4 protein-coding genes are annotated in these 4501 nt (G+C 42.5%); 1 reads left to right on the top strand and 3 read right to left on the bottom strand.

Annotation, left to right across the window (positions count from 1 at the left end):
* Positions 1 to 604 (bottom strand): lactate utilization protein (locus ACHAL6_RS15320; protein ID WP_395271525.1); only part of this gene is annotated, 604 nt, incomplete at its 3' end.
* 144 nt (positions 605 to 748) lie between these two features.
* On the opposite strand from ACHAL6_RS15320, the gene yaaA reads away from it, so the two are divergent.
* A complete protein-coding gene (gene yaaA, locus ACHAL6_RS15315) occupies positions 749 to 1552 on the top strand; it encodes a peroxide stress protein YaaA (protein WP_395271524.1) in 804 nt (267 codons plus the stop codon).
* Here yaaA and hemW read toward each other — a convergent pair.
* Both hemW and lepA read right to left on the bottom strand, forming a co-directional pair.
* A complete protein-coding gene (hemW, locus tag ACHAL6_RS15310; protein ID WP_395271523.1) occupies positions 1491 to 2621 on the bottom strand; it encodes a radical SAM family heme chaperone HemW in 1131 nt (376 codons plus the stop codon). The genes yaaA and hemW overlap by 62 nt on opposite strands.
* Positions 2622 to 2630: 9 nt before the next feature.
* The gene (gene lepA, locus ACHAL6_RS15305) at positions 2631 to 4433 is read right to left on the bottom strand and encodes a translation elongation factor 4 (protein ID WP_395271522.1); all 1803 of its coding nucleotides are present in this window, start codon (positions 4431 to 4433) and stop codon (positions 2631 to 2633) included.
* Positions 4434 to 4501: the final 68 nt, after the last annotated feature.

The raw sequence follows: 4501 nt of genomic DNA, 5'->3' as shown, positions 1-4501 counted from the left end.
TACGATCTTTAACCGCCTGTCTCTTTATAAGTGTGTATTCATTGCAGATACGGTCTTCCACTTTACAGTCCACACAGCTGCCAAAACCGACACAGGGTGTATTTCTCTGCAGTCTCACATTATTCGCAGGTGCCGCTACTGCCCTTACACGGGCTATAGCCTCCTCCACAGTGTCGACGATCTTATTGATGCCAACGATCACAAACACTTTATCAGGCCCATAGAGAAGCGCTGCAACGCGATTACCGGTATGATCCACGTTGTACAGATGACCTTCAACCGTGATGGCATTGGCTGAAGAAAAGTAGTGGTCCGCAAAAAAACTTTTTCTGTAAAGCTCTTTCTTCTCTTCCCCCGTCAGTCCTTCCTTATAGCGGTCAAGAAACTCTATATTTCGGCTTCTCAGATAACTGATCAGATCAAGCTCAAACAAGGTCTGAGATCCACCCACTGACACCAGACTTCCATCCGGAATCTGTGCGTTCAGATAATCTGTCAGCTCTACTTCACTTTTCAGGTATGTACCTTTCATGTTGTTGTTGTTCAGATTCCTGATCAGTCTTTTGATTTTCTCTTCATAAGTCGTTAGTACGTGTTGATCCATCAGATTTCCCCCTTTTATTATCCATAATAGAATTATAGCTTATTCCGAACGTTTTGAAAATCTGATTTCGGCTCCTTGATGCACTAACCAATTCGCATTAAATGTGATACAATTTAATTATAGTAATAATATTGGAGGTCATTTATGATAGCAGTTGTATCCCCTTCAAAAACCATGAAGGAAGAAAAAGTGGAAATTGAAACAACAAAACCGAAATTCATCCGAGACACGAATCTATTGGCTAAGGACATGAAAAAGTACGATGTCGCCGGCCTGGAAGAGCTCATGGACATCAGTACTGATCTGGCTACATTAAATCATAATCGATTCCAGGAATTTGAAAAAGCGAAGAAGTTTCCCGCAGTTTACCTTTTCCGAGGTGATGTATTTAAAGGAATAGATATCGACAGTCTGAAAGATTCTGAAATCCAGTACCTGAACAAACACCTGAGAATTCTATCCGGTCTGTATGGCGCTTTGAAACCTCTTGACGAGATCAAACCCTACCGACTGGAAATGGGCACGAAACATGAAAATGAACGTGGCAGGGATCTTTATGCTTTCTGGGGAAATAAAGTCAAGAACTATCTGGAAAAAGAGGCGGAAGACAACATCCTCATCAATCTGGCATCCAACGAATATTCAAAAGTCATCCTTCCTAAGGAAATCAGGATGGATGTATATGATATTGAATTCAGAGAGAAGAAGAAAGACAAGTATCCGATTGTCGCTTATTACGCAAAAGTGGCCCGAGGAGAAATGGCAAGATACATGGCAGTCAACAATGTGCAGAAAGTCGAAGAACTGAAAGGATTCAACTACAGCGGCTACGCATTCAACGAAGAACTTTCTGAAGGGAATACGCTTGTATTCACCAGAGAGCAGGTCAGCTGCTCAGGAGAAAATCACTTAGCACATGATTGGAAAACTCAATGCCTTTATCCGTGAAGCGAAGAGTCTCCGCCGTATCCACAAGCAGTCCATCACGAACATGCTTATCGATACTTTCCCTATAGAGACTCTCCAAGGTGACATGGAATCTCTCCTGAAAGTCTCTTTTACTGAGTCCTTTCATCATGCGCATACCCATGAAAACATATTCTTCCACATCTTCTGAAAAGGTGTTCTGATGTTCTCTGATGGCAGCTGTCCCCTCTTTTTCAATCATTCTGATATATCCCTCGATGGTACGCACATTCTCCTGGCGTTCCCCATGCACATACTCATGCGCAGAAGTCCCGCAGCCCACATAATCCCGGCCTTCCCAATATCTGATATTGTGTCTGCACTCTTTTCCCCCAAGGGCATAATTTGAAATCTCATATCTTTCATATCCATGATCTTTCAGTGTAGAGATAATCAGAGTATTCATTTCTCTTTCGGTTTCTTCATCCGGAAGGTGAAGCTCATTATTCTTGTGCCTGAAATAAAATGGTGTGAACTCTTCGATGATCAGAGAGTAGCATGAAATATGATCCGGTTTGAGCGCAAGGACATCCTCAAGTGTTTTTTTCAGGATCTTCTTGTTTTCATTTGGCAAGCCATAGATAATGTCTACATTGATGTTGTCAAAGCCCATTTCTCTCAGCATCAGATAATTGTCCTTGAATTCATGGAAGGTATGAATTCTTCCAATATCCAGAAGTATATGATCATCAGAAGACTGTAGGCCTATGGACAGTCTATTGACGCCCATTTCCTTTATCACATATGCCTTTTCTTTTGTCAGGTTTCCAGGATTGCATTCCATGGAGAATTCATGATCCTCCGTCAATCGGATTTGCCTGAGACTTTCCGAAAGGATGCGCAGCTCTTCGGCAGATAAATAGGAAGGCGTTCCTCCACCTATGAACACGGTATCGAAGGTCTTACCCTGGGTCTTGGATGCTATTTCCGTAGCCAATGCATTCAGATACTGTTTTACATACTCTCCTTTTCCTGAATAGGATGCAAAATCACAGTAGTAGCACTTCTGTTCACAGAAAGGAATATGTATGTATAATCCGTATGTCTTCAAACTTTTCACCTACTCAACCTTCAGCACACTCATGAACGCTTCTTGTGGAACTTCAACAGATCCTACCTGTCTCATACGTTTCTTTCCTTCTTTCTGCTTTTCTAGCAGCTTCTTCTTTCTGGTAATGTCACCACCATAACACTTGGCAAGAACGTCTTTACGCATAGCCTTTACAGTTTCTCTGGCGATGACTTTGGAACCTACCGCTGCCTGAATCGGAATTTCAAACATATGTCTAGGAATGACTTCCTTCAGCTTCTCAGCTATGTTTCTACCCTTTACGTATGCTCTTTCTTCAGGAACAATCATAGAAAGCGCATCCACGACCTCGCCATTCAGCATAATATCCAGTTTCACAAGCTTTGTCACCTGATATCCGGCCAGCTCATAATCCAGTGATGCATATCCTCTGGTCCTTGATTTTAATGTGTCAAAGAAATCATAAATGATCTCATTGAGTGGAATCTTATATGTCACAACAGCTCTTGTCTGCTCCACATACTCCATACTCACATAGACCCCTCTTCTCGACTGGCAGAGCTCCATGACAGCACCGACATAATCTGAAGGTGTAATAATGGATGCCTTGACCACCGGTTCTTCCATTCGGTCAATTTCTGTCGGTGCAGGCATATTTGTCGGATTAGTGATCTGAACCGATGTGCCATCCGTTCTGTAGACATTGTAGATTACAGACGGGGCAGTGGTGATGATCGGAATGTTGAATTCTCTTTCAATTCGCTCCTGTATGATTTCCATATGAAGGAGACCCAGGAACCCGCATCTGAATCCGAATCCAAGTGCGATGGATGATTCATACTCGAAATTCAAAGCGGCATCGTTGATCTGCAGTTTTTCCAGGGCTTCCTTCAGCTCTTCATAATCAGCCCCATCTACAGGATAGATCCCTGAGAACACCATGGGTACCGCTTTCTTGTAACCAGGAAGCGCTTCCGTTGCCGGATTCTTTGCAGTGGTCACGGTATCTCCCACTCGTGCATCTCTTACGTTCTTGATGCTACCGGTGATATATCCGACATCCCCTGCCTTCAGTTCTTCTACAGGCAAATATTCTGGAACGAATACTCCAACTTCAGTCACTTCATATTCTTTCCCAGTGGCCATGAATTTCACTTTCGTCCCAGGTCGGATGCTGCCCTCTTTGATTCTTACAAATGATACTACACCTTTGTAGGAATCATAAGTGGAATCAAAAATCAGTGCTCTTAGTGTTCCATCTTCGTCACCCTCAGGTGCTGGAATATGCTCAACAATCCCTTCAAGAACATCCAATATATTCAACCCTGTTTTCGCGGAGATCTTTGGACAGTTTTCCGCTTCGATTCCTATGACATCTTCTATTTCTTTCACAACTTCCTCCACACGTGCGGAAGCCAAGTCGATTTTATTTATTACAGGTAGTATTTCCAGGTCGTTATCCAATGCAAGATAACAGTTTGCTAAAGTCTGCGCCTGAACTCCCTGGGTGGAGTCAACCACCAGAATCGCTCCTTCACAAGCCTGTAGACTTCTGGAAACCTCATAATTGAAGTCCACATGCCCCGGTGTATCTATAAGATTAAGAATATAATCTCCATCTTCTCTTCTATAAACCAGTCTTACAGCTTTCGATTTGATGGTGATTCCTCGTTCCTGCTCCAGTTCCATGTTGTCCAGCACTTGTTTATCCATTTCCCTATGGGTTAATGTGCCTGTATATTCTATAAGCCTATCCGCTAATGTCGACTTTCCATGGTCGATATGTGCAACAATGGAAAAGTTTCTAATTTTCTTTTGTCTTTCACTCTGCATTACTTTCACCTCATAACTTTTTCCCAAAATATATTATACCATAAGGAGACTCAGAACTGGATTATTTC

Source organism: Proteiniclasticum sp. C24MP (assembly GCF_043951855.1).
GTDB lineage: Bacteria > Bacillota > Clostridia > Clostridiales > Clostridiaceae > Proteiniclasticum.
The sequence above is the reverse complement of the archived record's forward strand: the minus strand, read 5'-3'. Positions and strand labels throughout refer to the sequence as shown.